This is a genomic window from Anaerotruncus sp. 1XD42-93 (assembly GCF_009917605.1).
Lineage (GTDB): Bacteria > Bacillota > Clostridia > Oscillospirales > Ruminococcaceae > Anaerotruncus.
In genome coordinates this window covers 1-23,645 of record NZ_QZEG01000019.1, presented here as the reverse complement: position 1 = coordinate 23,645, position 23,645 = coordinate 1, and the positions used below count along the sequence as shown (strand labels likewise).

The 23,645-nt window shown below is 50.7% G+C and carries 30 protein-coding genes, 6 tRNA genes, 1 rRNA gene and 1 pseudogene; 15 read left to right on the top strand and 23 right to left on the bottom strand.

The window, feature by feature from the left end; translation table 11 throughout:
• Positions 1 to 2: 2 nt before the first annotated feature.
• The 13 genes and pseudogenes from D5269_RS08970 to D5269_RS08915 all read right to left on the bottom strand — a co-directional run bounded on the left by D5269_RS08970 (position 3) and on the right by D5269_RS08915 (position 5,746).
• A complete protein-coding gene (locus D5269_RS08970) occupies positions 3 to 464 on the bottom strand; it encodes an ASCH domain-containing protein (protein ID WP_158604984.1) in 462 nt (153 codons plus the stop codon).
• Complete coding sequence (locus tag D5269_RS08965; protein WP_120486052.1) at positions 427 to 915, bottom strand: DNA N-6-adenine-methyltransferase; 489 nt, start codon at positions 913 to 915, stop codon at positions 427 to 429. Before D5269_RS08965 ends, D5269_RS08970 begins: the two co-directional genes overlap by 38 nt.
• Positions 890 to 1,120 carry a hypothetical protein gene (locus tag D5269_RS08960; RefSeq protein ID WP_120486053.1) on the bottom strand — a complete coding sequence of 77 codons (231 nt, stop codon included), beginning with the start codon at positions 1,118 to 1,120 and terminating at the stop codon, positions 890 to 892. Before D5269_RS08960 ends, D5269_RS08965 begins: the two co-directional genes overlap by 26 nt.
• Positions 1,121 to 1,132: 12 nt before the next feature.
• Positions 1,133 to 1,258 (bottom strand): hypothetical protein, encoded by a 126-nt coding sequence (locus D5269_RS18895; protein ID WP_256374372.1) that lies wholly within the window; start codon positions 1,256 to 1,258, stop codon positions 1,133 to 1,135.
• The gene (locus tag D5269_RS08955) at positions 1,255 to 1,803 is read right to left on the bottom strand and encodes a Holliday junction resolvase RecU (protein WP_120486054.1); all 549 of its coding nucleotides are present in this window, start codon (positions 1,801 to 1,803) and stop codon (positions 1,255 to 1,257) included. The genes D5269_RS18895 and D5269_RS08955 overlap by 4 nt, the downstream gene beginning before the upstream one ends.
• Before the next feature lie 17 nt (positions 1,804 to 1,820).
• Entirely contained in the window at positions 1,821 to 2,642 is an 822-nt protein-coding gene (locus D5269_RS08950; RefSeq protein ID WP_120486055.1) for a hypothetical protein, read from the bottom strand.
• A gap of 353 nt (positions 2,643 to 2,995) precedes the next feature.
• A complete protein-coding gene (locus D5269_RS08945) occupies positions 2,996 to 3,883 on the bottom strand; it encodes a site-specific DNA-methyltransferase (protein WP_120486056.1) in 888 nt (295 codons plus the stop codon).
• Between the two features lie 40 nt (positions 3,884 to 3,923).
• Positions 3,924 to 4,145: a hypothetical protein gene (locus D5269_RS08940; RefSeq protein ID WP_147407993.1), complete on the bottom strand. Its 222-nt coding sequence runs from the start codon at positions 4,143 to 4,145 to the stop codon at positions 3,924 to 3,926.
• Between the two features lie 389 nt (positions 4,146 to 4,534).
• Positions 4,535 to 4,684, bottom strand: a pseudogene (locus D5269_RS18560) (AbrB/MazE/SpoVT family DNA-binding domain-containing protein); the annotation flags it as partial.
• A 121-nt stretch (positions 4,685 to 4,805) separates the two neighbouring features.
• Positions 4,806 to 5,072: a hypothetical protein gene (locus D5269_RS08930; RefSeq protein WP_120486059.1), complete on the bottom strand. Its 267-nt coding sequence runs from the start codon at positions 5,070 to 5,072 to the stop codon at positions 4,806 to 4,808.
• Positions 5,069 to 5,230, bottom strand: coding sequence for a hypothetical protein (locus D5269_RS08925; RefSeq protein ID WP_158604985.1), 162 nt, complete (start codon positions 5,228 to 5,230; stop codon positions 5,069 to 5,071). Before D5269_RS08925 ends, D5269_RS08930 begins: the two co-directional genes overlap by 4 nt.
• 18 nt (positions 5,231 to 5,248) lie before the next feature.
• On the bottom strand, positions 5,249 to 5,569 hold the full coding sequence (locus D5269_RS08920) for a hypothetical protein (protein ID WP_120486060.1): 321 nt from the start codon (positions 5,567 to 5,569) through the stop codon (positions 5,249 to 5,251).
• A 15-nt stretch (positions 5,570 to 5,584) separates the two neighbouring features.
• The gene (locus D5269_RS08915) at positions 5,585 to 5,746 is read right to left on the bottom strand and encodes a hypothetical protein (RefSeq protein ID WP_166545160.1); all 162 of its coding nucleotides are present in this window, start codon (positions 5,744 to 5,746) and stop codon (positions 5,585 to 5,587) included.
• Between the two features lie 119 nt (positions 5,747 to 5,865).
• Between D5269_RS08915 and D5269_RS08910 the strand changes: the two genes are divergently transcribed.
• On the top strand, positions 5,866 to 6,297 hold the full coding sequence (locus D5269_RS08910) for a hypothetical protein (RefSeq protein ID WP_120486061.1): 432 nt from the start codon (positions 5,866 to 5,868) through the stop codon (positions 6,295 to 6,297).
• A gap of 142 nt (positions 6,298 to 6,439) precedes the next feature.
• Here the strand turns inward: D5269_RS08910 and D5269_RS08905 are convergent, their stop codons facing one another.
• Entirely contained in the window at positions 6,440 to 6,658 is a 219-nt protein-coding gene (locus tag D5269_RS08905) for a helix-turn-helix domain-containing protein (protein ID WP_120486062.1), read from the bottom strand.
• Between the two features lie 153 nt (positions 6,659 to 6,811).
• Here D5269_RS08905 and D5269_RS08900 point away from each other — a divergent pair, with 153 nt between their 5' ends.
• The 6 genes from D5269_RS08900 (at position 6,812) to D5269_RS08875 (ending at position 12,440) form a co-directional block, all read left to right on the top strand.
• Positions 6,812 to 7,180 (top strand): helix-turn-helix transcriptional regulator, encoded by a 369-nt coding sequence (locus D5269_RS08900; protein ID WP_120486063.1) that lies wholly within the window; start codon positions 6,812 to 6,814, stop codon positions 7,178 to 7,180.
• A 77-nt stretch (positions 7,181 to 7,257) separates the two neighbouring features.
• On the top strand, positions 7,258 to 7,827 hold the full coding sequence (locus D5269_RS08895; protein WP_120486064.1) for a Uma2 family endonuclease: 570 nt from the start codon (positions 7,258 to 7,260) through the stop codon (positions 7,825 to 7,827).
• A 122-nt stretch (positions 7,828 to 7,949) separates the two neighbouring features.
• Entirely contained in the window at positions 7,950 to 9,302 is a 1,353-nt protein-coding gene (locus D5269_RS08890; RefSeq protein WP_158604986.1) for a recombinase family protein, read from the top strand.
• 228 nt (positions 9,303 to 9,530) lie between these two features.
• Positions 9,531 to 10,583 carry an ABC transporter substrate-binding protein gene (locus tag D5269_RS08885; protein WP_120486066.1) on the top strand — a complete coding sequence of 351 codons (1,053 nt, stop codon included), beginning with the start codon at positions 9,531 to 9,533 and terminating at the stop codon, positions 10,581 to 10,583.
• 116 nt (positions 10,584 to 10,699) lie between these two features.
• A complete protein-coding gene (locus D5269_RS08880; protein WP_120486071.1) occupies positions 10,700 to 11,653 on the top strand; it encodes an ABC transporter permease in 954 nt (317 codons plus the stop codon).
• Positions 11,646 to 12,440 carry an ABC transporter ATP-binding protein gene (locus D5269_RS08875; RefSeq protein WP_120486067.1) on the top strand — a complete coding sequence of 265 codons (795 nt, stop codon included), beginning with the start codon at positions 11,646 to 11,648 and terminating at the stop codon, positions 12,438 to 12,440. Before D5269_RS08880 ends, D5269_RS08875 begins: the two co-directional genes overlap by 8 nt.
• Positions 12,441 to 12,549: 109 nt before the next feature.
• On the opposite strand, the gene trxA is transcribed toward D5269_RS08875, so the two are convergent.
• A complete protein-coding gene (trxA, locus tag D5269_RS08870) occupies positions 12,550 to 12,867 on the bottom strand; it encodes a thioredoxin (RefSeq protein WP_016315555.1) in 318 nt (105 codons plus the stop codon).
• 265 nt (positions 12,868 to 13,132) lie between these two features.
• On the opposite strand from trxA, the gene D5269_RS08865 reads away from it, so the two are divergent.
• From D5269_RS08865 to D5269_RS08840, 6 genes are all read left to right on the top strand, one after another.
• A tRNA-Gln gene (locus tag D5269_RS08865) sits at positions 13,133 to 13,206 on the top strand.
• Between the two features lie 22 nt (positions 13,207 to 13,228).
• A tRNA-Pro gene (locus D5269_RS08860) sits at positions 13,229 to 13,305 on the top strand.
• Positions 13,306 to 13,528: 223 nt separating this feature from the next.
• Positions 13,529 to 14,578 (top strand): glycoside hydrolase family 25 protein, encoded by a 1,050-nt coding sequence (locus D5269_RS08855; RefSeq protein ID WP_022788357.1) that lies wholly within the window; start codon positions 13,529 to 13,531, stop codon positions 14,576 to 14,578.
• 156 nt (positions 14,579 to 14,734) lie between these two features.
• A complete protein-coding gene (locus D5269_RS08850; RefSeq protein ID WP_120486068.1) occupies positions 14,735 to 16,486 on the top strand; it encodes a methyl-accepting chemotaxis protein in 1,752 nt (583 codons plus the stop codon).
• Between the two features lie 140 nt (positions 16,487 to 16,626).
• Complete coding sequence (locus D5269_RS08845) at positions 16,627 to 17,496, top strand: polysaccharide deacetylase family protein (protein ID WP_243126863.1); 870 nt, start codon at positions 16,627 to 16,629, stop codon at positions 17,494 to 17,496.
• 63 nt (positions 17,497 to 17,559) lie between these two features.
• Positions 17,560 to 18,072, top strand: coding sequence for a hypothetical protein (locus D5269_RS08840; RefSeq protein ID WP_016315551.1), 513 nt, complete (start codon positions 17,560 to 17,562; stop codon positions 18,070 to 18,072).
• A gap of 104 nt (positions 18,073 to 18,176) precedes the next feature.
• On the opposite strand, the gene D5269_RS08835 is transcribed toward D5269_RS08840, so the two are convergent.
• The 3 genes from D5269_RS08835 to D5269_RS08825 all read right to left on the bottom strand — a co-directional run bounded on the left by D5269_RS08835 (position 18,177) and on the right by D5269_RS08825 (position 21,697).
• On the bottom strand, positions 18,177 to 19,772 hold the full coding sequence (locus tag D5269_RS08835; protein WP_120486070.1) for a peptide chain release factor 3: 1,596 nt from the start codon (positions 19,770 to 19,772) through the stop codon (positions 18,177 to 18,179).
• A 149-nt stretch (positions 19,773 to 19,921) separates the two neighbouring features.
• A complete protein-coding gene (locus D5269_RS08830; protein WP_016315549.1) occupies positions 19,922 to 20,977 on the bottom strand; it encodes a nitrilase-related carbon-nitrogen hydrolase in 1,056 nt (351 codons plus the stop codon).
• Between the two features lie 6 nt (positions 20,978 to 20,983).
• The gene (locus tag D5269_RS08825) at positions 20,984 to 21,697 is read right to left on the bottom strand and encodes a hypothetical protein (protein ID WP_016315548.1); all 714 of its coding nucleotides are present in this window, start codon (positions 21,695 to 21,697) and stop codon (positions 20,984 to 20,986) included.
• A 239-nt stretch (positions 21,698 to 21,936) separates the two neighbouring features.
• Here D5269_RS08825 and D5269_RS08820 point away from each other — a divergent pair, with 239 nt between their 5' ends.
• Both D5269_RS08820 and D5269_RS08815 read left to right on the top strand, forming a co-directional pair.
• The gene (locus D5269_RS08820) at positions 21,937 to 22,548 is read left to right on the top strand and encodes a hypothetical protein (protein WP_016315547.1); all 612 of its coding nucleotides are present in this window, start codon (positions 21,937 to 21,939) and stop codon (positions 22,546 to 22,548) included.
• 23 nt (positions 22,549 to 22,571) lie between these two features.
• A complete protein-coding gene (locus D5269_RS08815) occupies positions 22,572 to 22,880 on the top strand; it encodes a hypothetical protein (RefSeq protein ID WP_016315546.1) in 309 nt (102 codons plus the stop codon).
• Between the two features lie 198 nt (positions 22,881 to 23,078).
• Here the strand turns inward: D5269_RS08815 and D5269_RS08810 are convergent.
• From D5269_RS08810 to rrf, 5 genes are all read right to left on the bottom strand, one after another.
• Positions 23,079 to 23,154 (bottom strand) — tRNA-Thr (locus D5269_RS08810).
• Between the two features lie 31 nt (positions 23,155 to 23,185).
• Positions 23,186 to 23,261: transfer RNA gene (locus D5269_RS08805), tRNA-Trp, on the bottom strand.
• 47 nt (positions 23,262 to 23,308) lie between these two features.
• Positions 23,309 to 23,385 (bottom strand) — tRNA-Ile (locus tag D5269_RS08800).
• Positions 23,386 to 23,424: 39 nt separating this feature from the next.
• A tRNA-Asn gene (locus D5269_RS08795) sits at positions 23,425 to 23,500 on the bottom strand.
• A gap of 6 nt (positions 23,501 to 23,506) precedes the next feature.
• Positions 23,507 to 23,623: ribosomal RNA gene (gene rrf, locus D5269_RS08790) — 5S ribosomal RNA — on the bottom strand.
• Positions 23,624 to 23,645: the final 22 nt, after the last annotated feature.

Sequence of the window (23,645 nt, the reverse complement as noted above, 5' to 3'; positions counted from 1 at the left end):
TTTCAGATATTTTTCAACTGTAAGCTATTTTCATCCCAATTCCACCAACCTTGTTTCCCTCGCGCCGGGATTGCCTTGTCAAACATAATCGGATTTTTCAGCACCCATGCGAACCTCCCCGGCGTGTAATCGCCTAAAACCTGCTCCCGCTCTGACAGCTTGCCTATAAGGGCCTCCACGGGGACACAATCGACAATTTCAACTGTGCCAATCACTGCACTAAAAACAAGCATGGAAGGAACTCGTACAGCCCCGTTTGCCTGTTTCAACTGATACTCTAACAACATTTTTGAATGTTCTTGTATATCCTTCAATGTAATCAATCTTTCAACCCAAATATCGGTTTTGGCGGCATGTATAGCAACGCGCCCTCGAATATTCGTGCGGCGCGGTCGTGTCTCATACTGTTTTAATCCCGCTACAATCTCAAACGCGTAAGGCTGATATACCGTAATCGCTCTCATTTTTCCCCTTCTCTCTTCTATTGTAAATAACCAGCATCGAAGGAAACGGTGCCCGTGAATATGCGTTCCCATCTTCGTCTGTGAAGCATAAACGACCTCGCAAAAAACGAATTTCCGCGTGTCTATAGATATATTCGTGAAAATACGTTGTATCTGTCCGGGCTGGAATCAGCAGTACGATGGTTGTGCCGTGCTGCGCTTCCTCATATGCCTTGCGGACCCACTTCCCGATTTCACGCCCATATGGAGGATTGCAGAATACAGCGCCACCTGAAATGTTCCACGGACTTTTCAATCCGTCCGTTTCTGGTGTGTAGTACACTGGGCATTTTGCGCTTTTGTCTGTTGCCGCCGCGTCAAGCGCAAAATGAAATTCCGTGTCCAGCTGGTCAAAGAATCCCTGCGGCGTGCAATAGCCCATTTTTTTACTGCTTAACAGCACCGCGTTCATCCCCCGGCCCGCCTCCTTCCTGCGGTTCGAGAATCAGGCTAACCAGTTTCCCGTTTCCGTCCAGCTCGTGGAGGAACCGAACCGTCATTGTCTTTACAGAATGAAGGGCCACAATATCCGTGATCGTGTGTCCCTGCCCGTCCGTTCCCTTGCTTCCGTCCCCCAGTTCATAAGGGCAACGGGCATTAAAAGACGCAAACTTCATTAATTCACCTTCTCAATTTTCCGCTGTCCGGTCCAGGCTGTCTATATGGTCCACCCGATCGAAACGGTAAAAGAATCTGTTTCCCAGCTTGTCCACCGCTTCAAATACGGTTCCTTCTTGTAACTGTTCCAGTTTCATTTTTCAGCCCCCCTTTTCAAACTTGGCTGCTTCTGACTTACATAATCCAAAAACAGAACCGCGCCGGTGAAGCGCACACGAAACGGTTCCAGGTCCTGCGCGGTCACATATTGCCTCCCGTATAGGATTTTCATGCTGTCCCACACCTCCCACGGGACAAAGAAGAAATCATTCCCGATCCCGGCGCATACACCCGAGAGCGCACCCCGTCGGTCGTGCTTTTTCAAGGTCTCCATCTGCTGGTCGGTCAGCACATCCTGTTTGAGCCGGTCTGTTGTGGTGTACTTAGCTTCAAACACGATCGACCGGCCACCCGCAAGCGTCCCCTGAAAGTCCGGTTGGGCATGGGCCGTGAACCGGCCTTTGAATATCCCGTCCCGGCTCTTCTCCATCACCCGGAATGGTTCCGGCGTCTTGTCAACCTCCGCTCTACCCTCCATGGAGTACACGACACACGCCGCTTTGATAGATTCTTCGAAGAAATGCCCCTGTGCGTTGTTGACCCGGTTCTGCCATTGGCGGCGGATGATTTTCGCATCTTTCATAATCTCAGTCTCCTCCTCTACTCTTTCTTCCTCAGCTTCAGGTAAATGGCCCAGCCTGTGATTTCGTTATATTCGTACCGCACCCCGTAATCTTCACTGGTCAGGATCCAGCCCGGATATTTCTTTTCCCAAAAGGTTCTGTCCGGACGTTCGCGCACCAGTTTTTCAATCTGCCGTCGTGTATACTTTCCATCGTTGGTGCGGCTCTCCGGCCGTTTCAGGTTGTGAGACGAGGACCAGCGCTTTTTTCCTCCGGTCTGCTTCACAAGATAACTGCAAAGGGCCGCTATCCCGTTTTCGTCCGCCTGTAGACGGTCGGCATTGCAATAACCGATCTTGTCGCCCTGTTTCTGTCCTTTACGCCTCGGCTTCCGCCACAGTTCCTCTACGGCATCGCGGGTCAGGCCACCGTTCATGATGATGTGATGATGGATACGGACCGGCTTGTCACAATCTCTTCCAATGGCAGATGCAGTCACAAGGATGTATTTCAGAGGTGGTAACCCTGCCTTTTTCCGGGCATACTGGATACGGCGCAAATAGTTCGAAATTTCCTTCTCCGCACCCTCCATGGTTTCCGGGAGATACTTTGAACTGTATGTAGCTGTTACGTGGAGTGCGTCAGGATCAGCCCCGAAATTCAGTTCCCCGATCTGTACCAGATACCTCCGGGCGTTTTTGTCATTCAGGTTTTTCTGCTTGGGTGGGGATTCTTTGATCTTTTTAGATCGTTTGCCGCGGCCTGACGTGCTCTTTTGAGCGTCAGTGTAGGGGAATATGTCAACCTCCCGGTAGTGGTCCCCGCAGAAAATCTTCTTTTCTCTGATAAAACTTCTCATTTACGCTTCATCCGCTTTCCGCTGGATAGTGGAGCGGGCAGGTTCCGTGTCCCAGCCGTTTTTGAAATATTGAAATCATAGTTTTCAATATTTCAACTTTTCAACAATTCCGACTTTTTTCAGGACAGTGGAAAAAGGAGTGTCCAAAATCCCCCTGTTCTAAAAAAAGGCTTCGCTCAAATGATAATACCCATTACAAGCCCGCCCACCGCCAGACGGCGGCGCGTTTCCCTTGACTTTTGCCGCGCACTTTGTTACAATGTGAGTGTTCAAGTGGTTGGTTTTTGCGACAAAAGCCAATTTCAGAAAGCCGCCCTGTGCTTGCTCTCGGAAGCGCGCACAGGGCGGTTTTCCTATCCTGTTATTGTCAGTTGTTCATGCTGTACAGTTGCTGCACGAATCCGCTCATCCGCCATCCTGCAATACTCTGGGTTCAGTTCTATGCCAATAAAATTCCGCGCCAAATGTTTGGCCACTACGCCAGTAGTCCCGCTTCCCGCAAACGGGTCTAAAACAAGTCCCCCTTCCGGACATCCGGCCAGGATACACGGTTCCACCAGTTTTTCAGGGAATACCGCGAAGTGAGCGCCTTTAAAACCACCTGTACCGATTGTCCACACATCCCGCTTGTTCCTGCGCAAATTCGGAACTTCATTCCTATATCCCTTTCCTCCGAAACTTTTCAGATACCTCGTTACATTGATTTCTGCAATCGGTTCGCTGATTGCAGCTGCATCGAAGTAATATCGGTCTGATTTTGACAGGAGAAAAATATACTCATGGCTTTTCGTGCAACGGTCCCGGACACTCTCCGGCATACAGTTGGGCTTGGCCCAGATAATATCCTGCCTCAAATGCCATCCATCCGTGCGTAAGGCAAACGCCAGCATCCACGGTATCCCCATCAAATCCTTATACTTATAGCCGGCCGGCAGTTGCTTTGCTGTGTGACCATGAATATTTCTGGTGTTTGTTGGCGGCTGCGCCCCTGATCTGGTGGCGTAGCTGTCTCCGATATTGATCCAAAGAGTTCCATTTGGACGAAGAACCCGCTGGACTTCCCGGAATACCTTCACCAGATTTTCTATGTATTCTTCCGGTGTGGCCTCGGCACCGATCTGTCCAGCCGTTCCATAGTCCCTCAAATTGTAATAAGGAGGGGAAGTTACACAGGTATGGACACTATCCGGCTCCAGTGTTCTTAGTTGTTCCAAGGCATCGCCGCATAATATGGTTTCCATGCTCTAAACTCTCCTTACATGTCCATAGGGGATTGCTCTATCATGATTGCTCCAAAGCTCCTGTATACCGGTTTCGACCCTGCTTTTCCAGAAGATCACCGATTCTGCGGCGTACCCGGCTGTCTGCGGAATCTATGAACCTTGTCCATGCTTCTATCGGATTTTCGTAGGTACCTCCCGCTTCCGGCTCTCCATCTATGCACACCACATACTGACCGCCTCGCTGCGTCAGGCGGACCGGCCCCAGTTTATAGACTGCCATGGTCTCATAGCCCTCCTTTATCGTCTGTAACGCTTCATGTGCGATCTCCTTTATTTTCCGGCCTTTTCGGGCACCATGCCGGAATATACGGCAAAAAATGTTCGCGTCCGATTGTATAGCCCTGCCACCGGCCATGTGCCATACATCTATACGCCGCTTTCGCCTTTACTCCCGATTCTTCCACAGCGTGTTCGCATCCTTCACACGTTCTGGTGAAGTCAGCGCACATGTTTTGCTCGTGTTCCGCCGCCTGATTCATGACATAAATATTGGAGCGCGGTATTGATTTCGTTTACCGCCCGGTTCAGATGCTCGTTCGCCTCCGGATCATCAAACTGAATCAGATTCTTGAGCGTCCTTTTTACGCTCTCGATACTGTCAGCGGTTGCGGGCTGATATTTCTGTAGGATTACCTGCCCGTCTGCCACGAAGAATTCCATTGGTGTTCCCTCCGTCCATCCGTTGGCGTTCCGGATGCTCTTCGGGATTGTTACCCGGCCCAGGTTGTCAATCCCTCTGACGATACCTGTCGCTTTCATGTTTTATCACTCCTTTTCTGCGCTGCGCCAGATTGCAGCAGCTGCGATTGCGGCAATAGCAATAGCCGCATAGACTGCGCACAAACTGATCTTACTGATGGACAAAGTGAGCTGCCACCCACTAAACGCGATCCCGTCCATTGTCCTCTCCAAGCCAGATGCTGCGATACCCCATCTTGACCTGCCACGCGAACATGCGTAGCCCTTCGAACGACTGCGGCCAGCCGTACAGATCGCATAGTCTTCTGTAGGCTTTTAACGTGTTGTATTGCAAAGTTCCGCCTCCTCTCATGCTGACATCTGCCGCGCCAGACCGACTGCAAGCCCCGGTTTCCTGGTTGAATTCGATCCCGTCCATGTCGTACGCTGCGATAGATATAGCGATCATCCGACCTTCTGCTCCGACTTGCACTCTTCTTTCAGTCCGGCCACCGTCGCCTCGACCGGTACCCCCAGCCTTTTGGATGCAATCATCGCGCACCATTTCACGTAGTTTTCAATTCTGGGGACGCCCTGCCAATTTGCAGGCGGTACAAATTCTTTCATAGGGTCTCCTTTCTAAGCCTAGATGTCTTCTCGTATTGCTTCAAACCTTCCTTCTTCTGGATCGCATACGACTGTGACCCGAAATTTCTTATCGCTGACCCACAGCAGCTTTCCAAGCTCGTGCATCATCATGGCTGCTTTTTCCATGCAATCCAGTTTTCCGTTCAAGACTGGATTGACAGGTGACGGTACCTCACTGAGTTTTGCACCTTGGGACTCCTCCAAAGTGGATAACTGGCGCAGCTCTCTTAAAATCTGCACTAGAAGAAGCGTTTCTCTGCTCCGCTGCTTCTTTTCCATTCCTTCCATGGCATCAAGCTCTTTGGTTGAGGTGACCACTCTGCTTTGCCCTCCTCACTGTACTTTGAAAGTGATTTCATGACCGGGATTCTCGCGGATCAGCAGAGCTTTCATATCTTCGACCATCATGTTGTTATCCAAGGCCGCCTGAACCACGTCTACCAGTTTCTTTCCATCCAGATAGGCCCAAACAGTTGTTTTCTTTTTTCTACACATGCTCTTATGCTCCTTTATCATTTCGTTCCTTAAATTATTTTTTCCAGAAATTCACGCAGGATTGGAACTATTATTGAGGCTGCTAACGCGACAATAGATACCCACAATGGGAAATCTGGATGTCGCTCTTAAAAACGCTTCATGATTCTGGCGATTTTTTTATAGCTGTATGTTATGCTTCGGTGGAAAAGGGGCGTGAATACAATATGGATACTACTCGTGATTACTCACTTATTATCCTAACTAATGAAGAACAAATCCTCTTTGGTCGTTTCAAACGATCAGATTCAGTCTGTCTAACCAAGGATGAATTTGAAGTCCTTCGAAATCGCGGTTTAGTTAAAGGTCTTTTAGGCGGAAAATCAGATTTCTTTGACCTTCCATCAAGTGGTATTTGCGAAATTTCCGAGCTTGGAAAACGACTTCGCGTTTACCAAACTCGGTCAAAAAAGCAGCATGTTTGGACCGAGTTTCGCGCATGGACTACGCTTGCAATCGCTTTGATTGCCCTAATTGTTTCTATCGCATCCTTATTACTACAACTGAGATAATGATTGAAATAACGCAAACCAAGTCTACAATCCACCAAACCACCTCATGCACTATGGGGTGGTTTTCTTTCAACCATTTCCAAAACAAGAACTTCACCTCTCTTTCTCCGCCGCCCGCTACGGGCGGCTTCTTGTTGGTGAACTAGTTCGACTTACAGTCATTACATTGAAATAATTCTCGTAGCCCTATTGGGCTATCTGCAAAAAAGGTATCCTTAATTTGAAAAGCTTCCTCAATAGTAAATCTGCTTTTTCCATTAATTTTGTTGCTGATAGAGTTTTCATGGATTCCCAATGCTTTTGCCATTTCAGACCGTTGGATTCCTTTTTTGGCAATCTCCCCTTTTAAATTTGCATACATTTTATCACCTCTTTTATATGCAAATGCATAATTTTTATTTTATTATATATTCAAACGAATATAAAGTCAATAATAATTTATGAAAAATCATAAATTATTATTGACTTTCATTTTTTCGTGTGTTAAATTGTTATTGAAAGAAGGGGATAAAATTTGATCGGGACCACGCTGCAACAATTAATTACTGAAAAGGGTACTAATGTAAATGAACTAGCTAAAAAAATTAAGATAAGCCCTCAAACCCTGTATAGTATTATCAAACGGGATAATATGAAAATAGACTTCGACGTTTTGCTACGGATTTGCGACGCCTTAGATGTAGAAGTTGAAGTGTTTTATAAGGATTATATAGAGAATAAAAAGCCATCTTTTCTTTCACATGAGGCAACGGAGGTGGCTCAAGCCTATGAAAGAGCCACTATTAAGGAGAAAAATACTGTCCGGCAGGTTTTGGATTTGAAACCATTAGAGCCCTTTGCTAAAGAAGTTTCTAGCTCGGATGATCGAAAATTTGCAGTTTGATAATATAATCTGGTTGGATGATTTCCGATAAATAAAAAAGCCCGCTACCGAGCGGGCGTGCGAAAGGAGCAGATGCTATGAACGGGAACCTCGCATACAAAGGGGATTGGCGGGAAGAACTAATCGGCGGGAAGATCGTAATGATGTCCCCCGCTGCAACCAACCACAATCGTATTTCAGGAAATATTTATGGAATTTTTTGGAGCTATTTAAAAGGAAAAAAATGCGTCCCCTTTGGCGACGGGGAAAAGGTTTTTCTCACGGAGACGGATCATTATGTCCCTGATTTTATGGTGGTTTGCGATCGGGATAAGATCAAACCAGACGGGGTCCATGGTGCGCCAGACTTGGTAGTAGAAATTCTTTCCCCCAGTACAGGCCTGAATGACAAGGGCCGCAAAAAACGTACCTATGAGCAATGCGGTGTCGGAGAATACTGGATCGTTAGCCCGGAGGCCAGATCTATTGATATTTATTTGCTGAAAGACGGATATTTCGAGTTGGATAATTCCTACTCTCTTTATCCAAGCTATATGCTTGCACACATGACGAACGATGAGAGAGTAGCGGTAGTGACCGATTTCAAGTGCCACCTTTATGACGATCTCATCATCCGTCTGGATGATGTCTTTGACGACTTGTTTTAAATAGAAAACCGCTCCCGGTGTTACCAGCACCGAAAGCGGCTTCATAGGGGCAGTAAAATTTTCTCGAGCTTACTGCCCCTTTATTTTAGCATACTCTTATGCAAAAAGAAAGGGGATTTTTTATGTTGCGGGCAGGTTTATACATCCGGGTTTCCACCGAAGAACAGGCTTTGCATGGATACTCTCTGACGGCCCAGCGCGAAGCGCTGACAAAGTACGCTCAGGAACACAGCTACTGCATCGTAGACTACTACATGGACGAAGGGCTGTCCGCCCGGAAATCCTTCACCAAGCGAAAAGAATTCATGCGCCTGCTGGATGATGTCAAGGCGGATAGACTTGATGTCATCCTAATTATTAAACTGGACCGCTGGTTCCGCTCCATCCGGGATTATTACAAGGTACAGGAAATCCTTGAAGCTCACCATGTAGACTGGAAAACGGTCTATGAAAACTATGACACGTCCACCGCATCGGGCAGGCTGCATATCAATATCATGCTGTCCGTAGCGCAGGACGAAGCCGACCGCACCAGCGAAAGAGTAAAATTTGTTTTTGCCAACAAAATCCAAAGAGGGGAAGCCATTGCCGGAATTGTCCCACGTGGGTACAAGGTGGAGAACAAGCACATCGTACCCGGTGAGCCCAAAGATGTCGAAATGGTGCAGGATATTTTTTCGAAGTTCCTCCTCTATGGGTCCGCCTATACGACAGCCCGCTATGTTTGGGAGCACTGGGACTGGAACCCCGCGCCTAAAACGATAAAGAACCTGCTGAAAAATCCAGTCTACATAGGCACTTATTATGGGGTGGAAAATTACTGCGAAGGGATTATTGATAAGGATACCTTTGCACAGGTGCAGGAAGTCTTCGAACGCAAGGTGACAACTAAAAGCGCCCCCACCGGACGGATCTATCTTTTCAGCGGAATGCTCAGGTGTGCAAACTGCGGACGCCTCATGTCAGCGTTTTACGCCCCCAATTCAGGCAAATCAGATGGCCGTGTGTATTATAGGTGTGAGAGCCACGCCCGTCATGGATACAATGTGTGCACCCACTCGAAACATCTGAATGAGAAAAAGTTGGAAAAGATGCTGCTTGAAAATATCGGTCCGTACATAGACCAGTATCTGATAGAATACCGTGCCAAAACCACGGCGTCGAACCCCGCGAAAGCAGAGCGTGCAAAAATCTCTGCGAAGCTGGAAAAGCTGAAGGAATTGTACCTGAACGATCTCATCTCTTTGGATGAGTACCGGAAAGATTACGCCCAATACATGGAACGACTGAATCAGATCGTGGTGGTTGACTACCCGAAACTGAATACCTTAGCTCTGGAAAAGTTTCAGGTGCAAGATTTTCAGGCCGTTTACACAACAGCCGGTCGGGAAGAACAGCGCTCCATGTGGCGCGGGATCATCCGGGAAATTGCCATCACTCAAAACAATGAGATTGAGCGAATTTATTTTGCCTAAAAATTATGGTAATTGGAAATAGACTAAGTGAAAAAGCCCCCTTGCATCAATAAAATACGCAACAGATTCTTGGGGCGGCAGCCTGCGTGGGCCGGAATGTTTTTCTTGACAGCAGCGGCAGAACGCGCTATACTTATTCGCGTGAGAAATCACATTCTTTTTTTGCGCTGTTGCTTTTATAACAAAAAGCGGTAAAGCGTTGAATTGTAAAAACTGGAGGAATTTTGAATGAGAAAGACTTCTAAACCCTTCATGCTGGTGCTTGCGCTGGCTCTGGCGGTATCTCTGGGCGCCTGCGGCGGCACCAGCAGCCAGCCGGCGGCTTCCTCTGCCGGTACGGAGAACAACCCGTCTCAGGCTTCCAGCCAGGCAGCGCCTGCTGATCCGACCGAAAAAAAAGACGCCTATGTAGTCGGTATCTCACAGCTGGTTACACATCCCGCACTGGATGCAGCCACTGAAGGCTTTCAGGATGCGCTTAACAAATGGCTCCCCGGCCAGGTGACCTTTGATTACCAGAATGCGGCCAATGACCCCGCTACCTGCGCGACGATCGCCAATTCCTTTGTGTCCAAAAATGTGGACCTTATCATGGCGAACGCAACCTCGGCGTTGCAGGCAGCTGCAACCGCGACCGCAGATATCCCGATTCTGGGCACCTCGGTCACCGAGTACGGCGTCGCGTTTGGGATTACAGATTTTTCCGGCACAGTGGGCGGCAACATCTCCGGCACCTCTGATCTGGCCCCGCTGGATCAACAGGCGGCCATGATCAAAGAGTGGTGTCCGGATGCAAAGAACGTCGGCCTGGTCTACTGTTCCAACGAGGCAAACAGCCAGTATCAGGTAGACACCGTCCAGGCAGAGCTGGAAAGCCTGGGCTACACCTGCACCCAATACCCCTTCTCCGACTCGAACGATATTGCGGCTGTTGTCCAGACCGCAGCCGACAACAGCGATCTGCTCTATGTACCTACCGACAATACCGCTGCCTCCAACACCCCGATTATCGATAACATCTGCCATGGCTCGATACCGGTGTTTGCCGGCGAGGAAGGGCTTGCCGCCGGGTGCGGTGTTGCAACCCTTTCCATCAGCTACTATGATATCGGCTACAAGACCGGTGAAATGGCCGCAAAAATCCTGACGGGCGAGGCTGACATCTCTACCATGCCGATCGCGTATGCGCCGGAATTTGTGAAGAAATATAACCCTCCGATGTGCGAGGCTCTGGGCCTTACACCGCCGGAAGGCTACGTTGCAATCGAAGCTGCTGCATAATGTCAACCGGCGAAAGCTGCTGACCCATGGCGGAAAAGGGGTTCCCCTTTTCCGCTATTGTGTATAACGCGGGTTTGCCTGAAAGCGGCATCAATCATATGGAGGAGGAGATTCCGATGATCTCTTTTATTGGTACGCTGCCAGGGGCCATATCCCAGGGATTGATCTGGGGAATCATGGCGATTGGCGTATATATCACCTATCAGATTCTGGATATTGCGGACCTGACGGTGGATGGGTCGTTCTGTACCGGGGGCGCTGTCTTCGTGGTATTGTTCGGCTCTGGTGTAAATGTCTGGCTGGCGCTTTTTGCCGCGCTGCTGGCGGGAATGGCAACCGGCATAGCAACCGGTCTCCTGCACACGGTCTGTGGAATTCCCGCGATTCTGGCAGGGATCCTGACACAGCTCGGCCTGTGGTCGATCAATCTGGCCATCATGGGGATGAAAGCCAATGTTGCGATCAATGTCACCAATCCCGAAAATCTGGATAAACTGCTGGTCTCCCTGCGTTTTGTGCAGGATGTGGCCAAAGGCACACGACCTTTCACCCGCCACCCGATCTTTGTGGTGGGCCTGTTTACTATCGCAACGATCGCGGTCCTGTATTGGTTCTTTGGCACCGAACTGGGCGCCTCCCTGCGTGCGACTGGTGCAAACCAGAACATGGCCCGCGCACAGGGCATCCATACCGAACGCAACAAGGTCCTGGGATTGATGCTTTCCAACGGGCTGGTTGCATTTTCCGGGGCGCTGCTGTCCCAATACCAGAGCTTCGCTGATGCCAGCATGGGCAAGGGCGCAATCGTGATCGGGCTGGCTGCGGTCATTATCGGGCAGGTACTGTTCTCGAAACTGTTCCACAACTTTGCCCTGCGGCTGCTGGCGGTCTCGATCGGCTCAATGATCTATTATGTCGTCATACAGGCGGTGGTAAGCCTGAGCGGAATTGACACCAACTATTTAAAGCTGATTTCAGCTGTTATCGTAGCCATTTTCCTGGCAATCCCCTATTGGAAAGCCCGCTCCTTTTCCAAACCCGTAAAGAAAGGAGGCAAAGTCCATGCTTGACATCAAAAATATCTTCAAGACCTTCAACGCCGGCACCGTCAACGAAAAAACTGCTCTGAATGACGTTTCCCTGTGCCTGAAGGACGGCGACTTTGCCACTGTGATCGGCGGGAACGGCGCAGGCAAGTCCACCCTGCTGAACGCGGTTGCCGGCGTATGGATGGTCGATTCGGGCAGTATCTCGATTGGGGATACCGATGTCACCAGCCTGCCTGAGCATAAACGTGCCCGCTATATCGGACGTGTCTTTCAGGACCCGATGATGGGGACCGCTGCCACCATGCAGATCGAAGAAAATCTGGCGCTGTCTGCACGCCGCGGAAAGTCCCGTACCCTGCGCACCGGCATCACCAAAAAGGAACGGGAGGAATATTACGAACTGCTGAAAATCCTGGATTTGGGGCTGGAGGAGCGGCTGACTTCCAAGGTGGGGCTGCTCTCCGGCGGTCAGCGACAGGCGCTGACCCTTTTGATGGCGACCCTGCAAAAGCCGCGTTTGCTGCTGCTGGATGAGCATACCGCTGCGCTGGACCCCAAAACAGCGGCAAAGGTCCTGGATACGACCGAACGGATTGTCCAAAAGGACCATCTGACAACGCTGATGATTACGCACAACATGCGGGACGCCATCGTTCATGGCAACCGTCTCATCATGATGCATGAAGGAAAAATCGCTCTGGATATTTCCGGTGAAGCGAAAAAGAAACTCACAGTGGAAGACCTGCTTGCAAAGTTCGGGCAGGCAACCGGTTCGGACGAAGCGGATGACAAACTGCTGTTGGGCTGAAAAACGAAACTCCCCCTGCTGCCGGTTCAGGCGCAGCAGGGGGAGTTTTTTGTCCGGGGAAAACCGGGCCGGGATTGTCCTTCCCGATCCCGGCAAACGAAACAGGCTCCTATGCGTTTTCGATCATCTGGACCAGCGCCTGCTTGGGCTGTACACCCAATACGCGGCTGACTTCTTTCCCGTCTTTAAAAACGATCAGGGTCGGGATCGACATGATCCCGTACTGGTCGCGCAGTTCGGGCTGCTCGTCGATGTCGACCTTTCCAACCACCGCTTTGCCATCCATCTCGCTGCCGAGCTGCTCGATCACCGGGCCAAGCATCTGGCAGGGGCCGCACCACTGCGCCCAGAAATCTACAAGCACGACACCTGTGCTCTCAAGCACGCTGGCCTGAAAGGTATCTTTCGTAAAATGTTGAACTGACATCTGGAAATTCCTCCTGTACCTGTAATGTTTTACTGCCTTTATTATACACCAAAAAAGTATATAATCAAGTCTTTTTTTGTTTTTTTCTATTTTATCCTTTGGGGCTCGAAAATAGTATCGGTATCTTTTGCAGCACTCATCCGTCCAAAAGGAAAAGGCATTCCAGCACAGCCCAAAAAATTTTCATCTTTTTCTCGAAATTGTCAGAAAAGGTATTGACTTTTTGAAAAGTTGAAGTATAATATGACTTGTGACTGAAACATATTGCCCGATTGTGTAATGGTAGCACGACAGACTCTGACTCTGTTTGTCTGGGTTCAAATCCTAGTCGGGCAGCCACCATGTTTCAGTCACTTCTCTTCGAGGTGTGGCTCAGTTTGGTAGAGCGCTGCGTTCGGGACGCAGAGGCCGCAAGTTCAAGTCTTGTCACCTCGACCATCCTGAAAGACCTGTTGATCAGTTTAGAAGCTGATTTGCAGGTTTTTTATTTGTCTCCTAAACTTTTTGTGAAGCCATTTCCCGTCTCTGTCCCGAGCAAGGCCCCTCTGCCAGCAACCGGCAGTCAGAAGCCCTGCATTTTCCACAGGATAAAGCTTGCAGCTTTGCGCCGGATACATTATAATGGAGAGGAATTCTGTCGAAAAAAGGGGAAATTGCAAACATGAATTGGAACAGAGGCACGAAGCGGATGCGGGCACTGCTGTGCGCAGCAGCGGTATGCGCGGGGATTTTGCAGACCGGCGCCGCCTATCCGGAGGGGCTGGAGCCTGTGCAGCAGGGGATCGCGCAGGAAGCCGCCAGCCTGATCCCGGTGACCAGCCTGTGGAATCTGGCGGAAGACTATGACATTGACGAGGATTTTCTCCGGGAGATTGCAGATCTGGACGGATTGACCCAGCGGGAGCTGACAAGCCTGGCGGTTGAATACCAGCTGCCTGCGCAGTATGTCCAGCGTTTTGTGGACAACATGTTCGTCTTTAAAAAAGGGAACGGATACGAGTACATACCGGTTGACCCTTCGCTGCGCAAAAACAGCTATGACTGGGACTATCTGAAGGACAGCAGCCGGGACAAGCGGTATGACGACGGGCTATTCACTGGGATCAAAATGATCGACGTATCCGCATTCCAGGGGGATATCAACTGGAATGCCGTCAAAAACGACGGTGTAAACTATGCTTTTATCCGGCTGGGCTACCGGGGGTATACCGAAGGGAAACTCCATGTTGACAGCAAATTCCACCAGAATATGCGCGGCGCGGCCAATGCGGGGGTGCAGGTCGGGGTCTACTTCTATTCGCAGGCGGTCAGCCGGGCTGAGGCCATCGAGGAGGCGGAATTCGTACTGGACAATCTGGGGGACTATCAGCTCAGCCTGCCGATTGTATTCGATATCGAGGGCGCCCAGACGACCGCCTACCGCACCTACCGGATGGGGGTCCAGACCGCCACCAATATCGTTAAAGCGTTTTGTGACACCATCCGGTCCGCCGGCTATGACTCCATGTATTATTCCTACAGCAAATTTCTGATCGAAAATCTGGACATGGCCCAGTTGGAGGGGTACCCGCTCTGGATGGCACAGTATTATCAGGTTCCGTTTTTCCCGTATGATTTCAAAATATGGCAGTACAGTCCAAAAGGACGGGTGGCAGGCATCCCAAACAGCGTTGACCTGAACCTCTTTTTCTACGACTACAGCCAAGCCTGACCGAAACCGTTCCGGGTGCAAAAGCTGCATCCGGAGCGGTTTTTTTGGATTTTTCACAAACAGGCGTTAGAAAACTGTGGATTTTCGATGCGTATTGCGCTATACTGAGAGCAATGGCAAGAGGTACATGGAACATTGTACAGAGGGGGCGATACCATGCGTTGGTTGATTCGGAATCTGAAGATCAGGGCAAAACTTTATCTTCTTGCGGGGTTGATGCTGGTAGGGATGCTGGCTGTCGGGGTGCTTTCCCTGCTGATGATTGGGCGGATGAACGACGAGACTGCGGAAATCTCCGATGTCTGGCTGAACGGGGTCAACGAATCCCGCATGATGAATACCATCATCGCTGATTTCTGTCTGAACGAGCTGCGGTATGTCACCGCAACCTCGGACGAAAAGCGGGAGGCGAGCAGTGCCAACATGGCGCAGCTTCAATCGGAGATGGATGCACTGCTGCTGGACTATGAAAAAACACTGATGGAGGGAACCGACCGAACCAGTCTGGAGCAGGCAAAAAAAGAATGGGGAAACTATCTGGAGATTCACAGCCATCTGCTCCGCCTCGGGCAGCAGGGCCGGTTTTATGAGGCGCGCAGCGTGCTGGATGAGGAAGGCAAGCCCGCTTACGACATCCTGAGCGCGACCTTTCAGGAGATGACCGACGCCATCACCATGAATGCGGAGCAGGCGAAGCTGTCCTCGGAGCGGGTTTATCAGTATATGATCTGCATTATGGCAGTGTTGATCGTGGCGCTCGCAGTGATCGGCATCCTTCTGGCAATGGCAGTCACCAGAGGGGTGCAGGCGCCGGTTGCGGAGATCGAAAGGGCCGCAATCGAGATGGCCAAGGGAAACCTCGATATTGAAATCCGCTACCAATCAAGGGACGAACTTGGGGTGCTTTCGGACCAGGTACGGGAACTGGTGCGTAAGCTGCGGGCGATCATTGAGGATGAAAACGCGTTTCTCGCCGGCATGGCGGCAGGAGATTTTACCGTCGATTCCTCCTGTGAACAGGAATATACCGGTGGGTTCCAGCCGCTGCTGGCCTCCATCCGCTCAATCGCCGGGCAGTTGAACCAGACCATGTCCCGGATCAGCCGGAGCGCGGATCAGGTGGCAACCGGTTCGGGCCAGGTCGCGGAGGGCGCACACGCGCTGGCACTTGGGGCAAGCCAGCAGGCAAGCTCGGTCGAAACGCTTTCCGCCACAGCGGCTGGCATCTCTGCGCAGATCTCCCAGACCGCCGAACACGCGCAGCGGGCGCGCTCAATCGCCAACCAGGTTGGCGATTACATGGAAGAATGTAACGGCAGGATGCAGCGCGTGACGCAGGCGATGGATGAGATTACCCGCAGTTCAAACGAGATCGGCAAGATTCTCAAGGTGATCGAGGACATCGCGTTCCAGACCGATATTCTGGCGCTGAACGCCGCCGTGGAAGCGGCGCGGGCCGGTTCGGCAGGCAAGGGATTCGCCGTCGTGGCGGACGAGGTGCGCAATCTGGCGGGCAAATCGGCCGAAGCCTCTAAAAATACGGCACAGCTGATCGAAAGCGCGATCCATGCCGTACAAAATGGTTCGCAGATTTCGGATGAAACTGCGCAGTCACTCCAGCAGGCAGTGAAAGGTGCAAAAAAAGTTGCTGAAACCGTCGACCTGATCTCGGAAGCAAGCAGTTCCCAGGCGGAAGCCATCTCCCAGATCACCCTCGAAATCGACCAGATTTCCGGTGTCGTACAGACCAACTCGTCGACCGCCGAGCAATCCGCAGCGGCAAGCGAGGGCCTTTCGGATCAGGCGCAGATGCTGAAAGAGCTGGTTGAGGGGTTCCGTCTCCGACAAACAGACCGGGAACACAGCCATTCCGCCCCCGGCGGGTATCGGGCTGCTGTAAAACGATGATGGAAGCAGGCATCCCGCTTTTGGGGCCGGGGTGCCGCACGCCTGCCTGCAAAACCTGTGCAGGCCCGGCAAAAGCGGTATAAGACGGTTTGTCCGCAACATAGACTGAAACCAACAATGCGTTTCAGGAAGTGATGCAGATGAAGCTGATAGATAAACTGATCCTGCCGGTTGCGCTGGCGCTGATCGTCTCGGTCGCCGGGATCGTCGCGCGTGTAGCGGTCGCCACCAATGCCTCGGCCCAGCCGGAGGGGATTGAACTGCCGATTGTGATGTACCATCACATCCTGAAGGATCAGTCCCGGCTGAACAAATACACCATATCGCCCGATGAATTCCGGCGCGACATGCAGTACCTTCAGGACAATGGCTATACCCCGGTATTGATGCAGGACCTGCTCCTGTTCGTGCAGGAGGGGGTGCCGCTGCCCGACAAACCGGTCATGATTACCTTTGACGACGGATATGAGAGTTTCCATGAATACGCTTATCCGATTCTGAAAGAGTTCGGCTTCAAGGCGGTCTTTTCGGTGGTCGGCACCTATGCCGACCAGTATACCCGGGTAGACGACCACCACATCCGGTATTCCCACTGCACATGGAACCAGCTTGCGCTGCTTCAGGAGAGCGGGCTGGTGGAGGTACAGAACCACTCTTATAATCTCCATCTCAACGAGAACGGACGTCATGGAGCAAAGATGAAGCGTGGGGAAAGCCCAGTCCTCTACCAGAAGCTGCTCTCGGAGGACCTCTCCCAGATGCAGAAAGCCTGTCAGGAGAACCTGCGCGGCTGGACGCCCACCACCTTTACCTACCCGTTCGGGCAGATCAGCCCGGAAGCACTCCCGGTCCTCAAACAGATGGGCTTCTCGGCCGCCCTCACCTGTCAGGAAAAGCTCAACTATCTGACGGGTGACCCGGAACAGCTTTACCATCTGAACCGCTTTAACCGGCCGCACAACCTGCCTCTCGCTGATATTCTGGAGAAGGCCAGGAACGGGAAATCATAAAGATGATATCCAGAATGGTGGAATCAAAACGATAAAGTGACCTAAAATCGACGAGGGAAAACCATGGTTCTTTTAATTACCGGTGCTTCTCATACAGGCAAAACCGTATTGTCACAAAAGCTGCTTGAAAAATACAAGTATCCGTATCTATCCATCGACCATTTAAAAATGGGGCTGATCCGAAGCGGGAATACCGGACTAACCCCTGAGGATGACGACAAATTGCAGGCCTATTTGTGGCCTATTGTTCGGGAAATTATAAAGACCGCTATTGAAAATAAGCAAAATCTCATCGTTGAGGGCTGCTACATTCCTTTTACCTGGAAAGAAGAGTTTGCCGAGGAATATCTCAATGACATTCACTACTACTGTCTTTTGATGAGCCGAAACTATATTGAGCAGCATTTTTCTGACATAAAAGAACACGCGAACGAAATCGAGCAGCGCCTGGATGATACAGGGTGTACCATCACATCTGTCCTCGCGGAAAACGCACATTATTCCGAACTGTGCCAAAAATACGGCTGCAACTATCTCTTGATTGATGACTGTTATCAGGTTGATATTGATTTATAATACTGGATTTGCCGCAGGGTTCCTTCCCAGCGCCGATTGGGGAAAATAAAAAAAGCGTGCTTTGAACCAAAAGCACGCTTCTTTTTTTGGAATCCATGCAGCGCTCACACCCTGCCAAATTCAGACAGGATCAGCCCAGGGTTGCGGTCGGTCGCCCAGCGGATATTCCACTCATCGGTGAAGAGCAGCAGATACCGGTCGCGGAAGTCCTGCACCACCTTGGTATCTGAACTTAAGTCGAGCTTTTTGGGGTCGACCTCCTCATTTTCAATCCAGCGGATATACTGGTAAGGCAGCCCCTCCATCCGGATATCAACATTGTACTCATTTTTCAGACGGTATTCAAAAACCTCAAACTGTAGGGTCCCCACCACCCCGACAATGACCTCTTCCATACCGGTAAGCGGTTCGTGGAAGATCTGGATGGCGCCTTCCTGCGCGATCTGGGTGGTGCCTTTGACAAACTGTTTGCGTTTGAGGCTGTCGAGCTGGCGCACCCGGCAGAAATGCTCGGGGGCAAAGGTAGGGATGCCGCCGAATGTGAACTTTCTGCCCGGCGCGCAGAGGGTGTCCCCAATCGAAAAGATGCCCGGGTCGAACACGCCGATAATGTCCCCTGCATACGCCTTTTCGATGATCTCGCGCTCCTGCGCCATCAGCTGCTGGGGCTGGGCCAGCTTGATCTTTTTGCCCCCCTGCACATGCAGGACCTCCATGCCTTTGTCGAACGCGCCCGAGCAGATGCGCATAAACGCGATCCTGTCGCGGTGGGCCTTGTTCATATTCGCCTGAATTTTAAAGACAAACGCCGAAAAATCCGGGCTGAACGGGTCTATCCGCCCTTCACTGGACTCCCGCGCAAGCGGCGGCGGGGTCATCCAGAGGAACTCCTCCAGAAACGGTTCCACGCCGAAGTTGGTGAGCGCAGACCCGAAAAAGACCGGTGAGAGCCTGCCGCTCTGCACCTTTTCCATGTCAAATTCGTAGCTTGCGCCGTCGAGCAGCTCAATGTCATCAACCAGTGTCTCATGCAGGGCTGGCCCGATCAGTTCGGCGAGACGGGGATCGTCCAGCTCGAGCTTCTCCTTCTCCACCTGCCGGACTCCGTTGGCCAACCCATCCGAAGTAAACTTGATGATCTCCCGTTTGCCGCGGTCGAACACCCCTTTGAATTCCTTGCCGCATCCGATCGGCCAGTTGACCGGATAGGTCTGGATGCCCAGCTCCTGCTCGATCTGCTCCATCAGGTCAAACGGGTTGCGGGACTCGCGGTCCATCTTATTGATGAAGGTAAAAATTGGGATATTTCGCATGACGCAGACCTTGAAAAGCTTGCGGGTTTGCGGCTCTACCCCTTTTGCCGCGTCGATCACCATAACAGCCGAATCCGCCGCCATCAGGGTGCGGTAGGTGTCCTCCGAAAAATCCTGATGCCCAGGGGTATCGAGGATGTTGATACAGAAGCCGTTGTAATTGAACTGCATAACCGACGAGGTGACCGAAATCCCGCGCTGCTTTTCAATCTCCATCCAGTCGGAAACCGCGTGACGCGCCGTTTTTTTCCCCTTGACCGAACCTGCAAGCTGGATCGCTCCCCCATAAAGCAGGAATTTTTCAGTCAGGGTGGTTTTTCCCGCATCCGGATGCGAGATGATTGCGAACGTCCGGCGGCGTTCAATCTCTTTTTGATAGTTTGACAAACTGATTCCTCCGCGTACTCAAAATGCTTCTATTACTATATCATCTTCACTGAATCCATGCAACTATATTCTATGCAAAATTCCGCCCAAACCAGGCGCGGCTGTCCTGCGGATTTTCGGCCAGTTCCTTATAGAAGGAACGTTGCAGGTTATCCCGGCAGTTCAGGCGGGGTGAGTACCATTCCGCTATAGCGGTAGCTGCGCAGGTAATCCCCTGTGAGGAAGGCGCGGTTCGGCTCGCTCTCGTGGAAAAGGTTTTCCAGCTTTTGCAGATTGATCCGCGACGCAGTCATGTTTGGCTCATGGGTTTCGAGCATCGAAAGGATTCCATTCCGGTCGGGGGTGATGTCGAACGGCGCGAGGATCGCTGCACGCGACTTCTGCTGTTCTCCGGTCAGGCAGGCATGGAGCAGATAAAGCCCCTCCTGCTGGGCACGACAGCGAAGCAGATCGTGCATCACAGGGCCTCCACCTGCATCCGGCACCGCGACAATCCTTGCCCCCTTCTGCCGCGCGATCCGGAAACATTCGAAGTAGTAAGCATCCGATCCCAGCACCACCGCGACCTTTCCCATAGGGGTCTCGACGATCTCCATCTGATCGGAAACTGTCACTCCAAGAGCTTCATCCAGCCCAAGCGCTGAAGTCTTGTCCTGTGTCCCGGCCGTATTGCCCAGCGGGTCAAATACCATCGAACGGTTATAGATCTGCCCCTCCTCGTAGTAGGGGCAGCTCCCCGCCACTACATAGAGATGCTGGGAGCGTGCAATCGCACTGAAGGTATAAAAATATGCCTCCTGGAGATACTCCCCAAACGCCTCCGCATAGGCAGCAACCTGGTCAGGATGCAAAACGATCCGGCCGTCCTTGGAGAACCGCTCGGCGACCACCTTGTTGAGCAGACGGTCAAACCCCGGGATCATCGTGCCCGCGAGCAGGCCAACATATTCCGGGTAAACGACCATCTGTGCGCCCGCTTCCGCGGCAGCACGCGCATGTCCCAGCATCTCGCCCACATATTCCCGTACACCGGTATAGGGATGAATATTGAGCTGGACCGCTGCCACCCGCACCGTTTCAGGCGCGATATATTCCAGATTGTTTTTGGGATATTCCCCCGCCTCCTCAACCACCCGCAGGATTTTCTTTGGAGTGACGCGGTAGGTCATCAAAAACGAAAGCAGCTCAAGATAGATGCCTGACATCTCTGCTCACCTCCCCAATCCAAGTTCTTCTGCGTAGTTCTGGATCAGGCTGGCATTCATCCGCTCCATGACCGGAAACCCTTCGCGCACCTGATCGAGACGTTCTAGATTTAATCCAAACCGGCAAGGGGAATTCCCGGTGTGCCGGACAAGATATCCGTCTCCCGCCCGGGTGACCGGCGCGGGGCAGCAAACAGTGCGCGCCCCTCCCGACAGGTTGACAACATATAGATTATTGGTCTGCGCCGCATTCCAGACGGATTCCATAATCCGCCCAGAGGTTTCTGTCACCGGGTCAATATGCTGCACTGAAAAAACCACATCCGCGCCCTTGAGCGCTGCCGTCCGTACTGTCTGCGGGTGGAGGATGTCGGTATCCACACAGAGATAGAAGCTGCCGAGTTCGGTACGGGCCAGTTCGATCTCACTCGCCGCTGCCAGTCCAGCGGTGCGCAGCGGCAAGGAGAGGTGCAGCGCAGGTTGGCGCAGCACCGGTTCCCCTTTTGGGCCGAACATACAGAGACAGAGATTTCCGTCCAGCTCGAGCAGGCCGCTGATGAGGTAGACTCCGTATTTTGCGGTATATTGGGTATATTGGTGAAGCTGACGGGCAACCTCAGCGCGATCCCGCCGAATGGCCTCGTCAGTGAAAAGTACGAGGCGGGCGTCCCGTGAGGGCGCTTGGAACGGCGGCAAAATTTCAGTGATAAAGCTCTCCAAGAGGAATTCTCCTTTGCGTGAGTGTCATAGTTTTAGTATACCGCAGTCAAACAAAATTGACAAGTAAGAAAATAAATGTAGAAAATGAAATATAAAATTTATATTTTTTAATATATTGAAATTATATATATTATGATATAGTTAATTATAAATTAAAAATGGAGGTGATCGTTTTGTTGTAAAATGGGAGTTAAGGTCCACCAATCGTATCAAGAAGTAATGTTTAAGGAGTATTGACAATGAAAAAAATATTTAGTAGAATTTTAGCAGTTGTTATGATTATGAATTTAGGGGTGTCCTCGTTTGCTTCCCCAGTAGATTACAATACGCAAGCGAAGATTGCGGTTGACCGTATTAACGCAATGTATGAAACAGATATAGTCATAGATATATATGGGCATTCTGTGGATGCCCGTCAGTATGATGAAACGATCGAGTTTCTAGAGGAATTTGCAGAAGATCAGTATCGAATTAAAACGGAACTGGAGAATATTAAAACCTACACAATAGGGGAATTGTCATATCGTGCCAATCCAGAGCTCGATATGGCATATGAGAAATCTCAGCTTTGGGAAAAAGAAATAACAGATTCGTTGAGATCAGTGCTCATTAAGCAGACTTTAAAAGCTATCTTAGATAGTGACAGAAGATGGAAGTCTGTTACTTCTATAAAAACGATTTCTGGCAATAATTCTACAACATGGACTTCGACAAGCCAGCCCCGATATGCATATTTAGACCAAGGCATTACTTTAAAAACTTATCAAACCGGTAGTGTAAAGTTTGATGATAGACAAGGGATTACATGGAGTTCTAAAAGCGTAACCGTTGAATTTTATTGGCCATTCTAACATCAAGAATTGGGGGCGCAGTGATGAAAAAAGCTTGTATGGCGCTCGGTGCACTTTTCATCCTATTTTTTCTGGTGATTGGAAGCATCTTTTTGATCAATCAGTATCGCCGTCAAGAGATATTGCGTATTGAGCGGGAATTTACAGAAAAAACAGGAATTGATTCTCATTATGAGATGGATCCTGGCTTATTTCGTTTGCGTCCCTCTCCCCAAAAATTCAAGGATTGGCTTTACATTGAAATTGGTCGGGATCAGATTTTACACGGAGACTATCCAAAAGAATTAAAAGATGAATTTCGGAATTACACAAAAGGATCAAAAGAGGATTAGAGTGAAAAAGCATGCGTCAAAATGCATGCTTTTTCACTATCGCCATGATTTCCTTTGCAAAACAACTCCTCTGTCTGAGTCCAAATCGCACAGCACTACATACAACGCAAACCATACCGATAATCCAATCTCTTTTAATATTTTACATTAGAAAAAGAAACCTTGTAAATCACCAGAGTGACTTTACAAGGTTTCTTATGGAGCTGATAATCGGATTCGAACCGATGACCTCATCCTTACCAAGGATGTGCTCTGCCTGCTGAGCTATATCAGCGTTTACAGGTCGCCCAACCTGTTAGAGAAAGTGGCAGGGGCAGAAGGATTCGAACCCTCGGCACGTGGTTTTGGAGACCACTGCTCTACCAGCTGAGCTATACCCCTATTTATAAACAATCAAGGGGAAGAACCCGATTGATGACTCAACTTGATGGTGGGCCATCAGGGACTCGAACCCCGGACCAACCGGTTATGAGCCGGTGGCTCTGACCAACTGAGCTAATGGCCCATAAAAGTTGTGCCGCCACCGAAGTGACGGCGGTACATTTGGCTCCCCAAGTTGGACTCGAACCAACGACCCTGCGGTTAACAGCCGCATGCTCTACCGACTGAGCTATTGAGGAATATAAAGCTGGCATAGACCTATCTTCCCAGGCAGTCACCCACCAAGTATTGTCGGCACTGTTGAGCTTAACTTCTGTGTTCGGAATGGGAACAGGTGGATCCTCAACGTAATAAACACCAGCCTTTGGTGACCCGTGCGGGAAT

Coding starts and splice junctions, on each gene's coding strand:
- D5269_RS08970 (WP_158604984.1), bottom strand. CDS start 464: ATGAGAGCGATTACGGTATATCAGCCTTACGCGTTTGAGATTGTAGCG.
- D5269_RS08965 (WP_120486052.1), bottom strand. CDS start 915: ATGAACGCGGTGCTGTTAAGCAGTAAAAAAATGGGCTATTGCACGCCG.
- D5269_RS08960 (WP_120486053.1), bottom strand. CDS start 1,120: ATGAAGTTTGCGTCTTTTAATGCCCGTTGCCCTTATGAACTGGGGGAC.
- D5269_RS18895 (WP_256374372.1), bottom strand. CDS start 1,258: ATGAAACTGGAACAGTTACAAGAAGGAACCGTATTTGAAGCGGTGGAC.
- D5269_RS08955 (WP_120486054.1), bottom strand. CDS start 1,803: ATGAAAGATGCGAAAATCATCCGCCGCCAATGGCAGAACCGGGTCAAC.
- D5269_RS08950 (WP_120486055.1), bottom strand. CDS start 2,642: ATGAGAAGTTTTATCAGAGAAAAGAAGATTTTCTGCGGGGACCACTAC.
- D5269_RS08945 (WP_120486056.1), bottom strand. CDS start 3,883: ATGGAAACCATATTATGCGGCGATGCCTTGGAACAACTAAGAACACTG.
- D5269_RS08940 (WP_147407993.1), bottom strand. CDS start 4,145: ATGGCAGTCTATAAACTGGGGCCGGTCCGCCTGACGCAGCGAGGCGGT.
- D5269_RS08930 (WP_120486059.1), bottom strand. CDS start 5,072: ATGATCGCTATATCTATCGCAGCGTACGACATGGACGGGATCGAATTC.
- D5269_RS08925 (WP_158604985.1), bottom strand. CDS start 5,230: ATGAAAGAATTTGTACCGCCTGCAAATTGGCAGGGCGTCCCCAGAATT.
- D5269_RS08915 (WP_166545160.1), bottom strand. CDS start 5,746: ATGTGTAGAAAAAAGAAAACAACTGTTTGGGCCTATCTGGATGGAAAG.
- D5269_RS08910 (WP_120486061.1), top strand. CDS start 5,866: ATGTCGCTCTTAAAAACGCTTCATGATTCTGGCGATTTTTTTATAGCT.
- D5269_RS08905 (WP_120486062.1), bottom strand. CDS start 6,658: ATGTATGCAAATTTAAAAGGGGAGATTGCCAAAAAAGGAATCCAACGG.
- D5269_RS08895 (WP_120486064.1), top strand. CDS start 7,258: ATGAACGGGAACCTCGCATACAAAGGGGATTGGCGGGAAGAACTAATC.
- D5269_RS08890 (WP_158604986.1), top strand. CDS start 7,950: ATGTTGCGGGCAGGTTTATACATCCGGGTTTCCACCGAAGAACAGGCT.
- D5269_RS08885 (WP_120486066.1), top strand. CDS start 9,531: ATGAGAAAGACTTCTAAACCCTTCATGCTGGTGCTTGCGCTGGCTCTG.
- D5269_RS08880 (WP_120486071.1), top strand. CDS start 10,700: ATGATCTCTTTTATTGGTACGCTGCCAGGGGCCATATCCCAGGGATTG.
- D5269_RS08875 (WP_120486067.1), top strand. CDS start 11,646: ATGCTTGACATCAAAAATATCTTCAAGACCTTCAACGCCGGCACCGTC.
- trxA (WP_016315555.1), bottom strand. CDS start 12,867: ATGTCAGTTCAACATTTTACGAAAGATACCTTTCAGGCCAGCGTGCTT.
- D5269_RS08855 (WP_022788357.1), top strand. CDS start 13,529: ATGAATTGGAACAGAGGCACGAAGCGGATGCGGGCACTGCTGTGCGCA.
- D5269_RS08850 (WP_120486068.1), top strand. CDS start 14,735: ATGCGTTGGTTGATTCGGAATCTGAAGATCAGGGCAAAACTTTATCTT.
- D5269_RS08845 (WP_243126863.1), top strand. CDS start 16,627: ATGAAGCTGATAGATAAACTGATCCTGCCGGTTGCGCTGGCGCTGATC.
- D5269_RS08840 (WP_016315551.1), top strand. CDS start 17,560: ATGGTTCTTTTAATTACCGGTGCTTCTCATACAGGCAAAACCGTATTG.
- D5269_RS08830 (WP_016315549.1), bottom strand. CDS start 20,977: ATGTCAGGCATCTATCTTGAGCTGCTTTCGTTTTTGATGACCTACCGC.
- D5269_RS08820 (WP_016315547.1), top strand. CDS start 21,937: ATGAAAAAAATATTTAGTAGAATTTTAGCAGTTGTTATGATTATGAAT.
- D5269_RS08815 (WP_016315546.1), top strand. CDS start 22,572: ATGAAAAAAGCTTGTATGGCGCTCGGTGCACTTTTCATCCTATTTTTT.